Origin of the sequence: Streptomyces sp. DH12, from assembly GCF_020873895.1 — a bacterium.
In the GTDB taxonomy this organism is placed as follows: domain Bacteria; phylum Actinomycetota; class Actinomycetes; order Streptomycetales; family Streptomycetaceae; genus Streptomyces.
The window spans coordinates 1-467 of record NZ_JAHWGT010000929.1; the positions used below are offsets into that span (position 1 = coordinate 1).

General features: G+C 77.9%; 1 protein-coding gene. It reads left to right on the forward strand.

What is annotated here, in order from left to right; all coding sequences use genetic code 11:
* Positions 1-467: alpha/beta hydrolase (locus tag LPA54_RS37820; RefSeq protein WP_228984945.1), on the forward strand; the 467-nt coding region annotated here is incomplete at both ends.

The following is a 467-nucleotide window of genomic DNA, read 5'->3' on the forward strand; positions in this document are numbered from 1 at the left end:
GGTGGTCGTCGTGCTGCACGGCGGCGCCTGGCGCACCCCCTACGACCGGCGTCATGTCAGCCCGTTCGCCGCGTTCCTGGCGCACCGCGGCTTCGCCGTGGCCAGTGTCGAGTACCGGCGCGGCGCGACGCGGGCGGACGGCGGCGACGCGGTGGCCGGGCGGTGGCCCGACACCTTCGACGACGTCGCCGCCGCGCTGGACGCCCTGTCGGGGCTGATACGTGAGCTGCTCCCGGCGGGCGATCCGCGCCGCATCGTCCTCACCGGCCACTCCGCGGGCGGACACCTGGCCCTGTGGGCCGCCGCGCGGCACCTGCTGCCCGCCGGCTCGCCCTGGCGCACCGACGCCCCGGCGCCCTTGCGCGGGGTCGTCGCCCTCGCCCCCATCGCGGACCTCGAGGTCGCCGACAAGCTGGGCGTGTGCGGCGGCGCGGTCCGCGAACTGCTCGGCGGCGACGACCACTTCG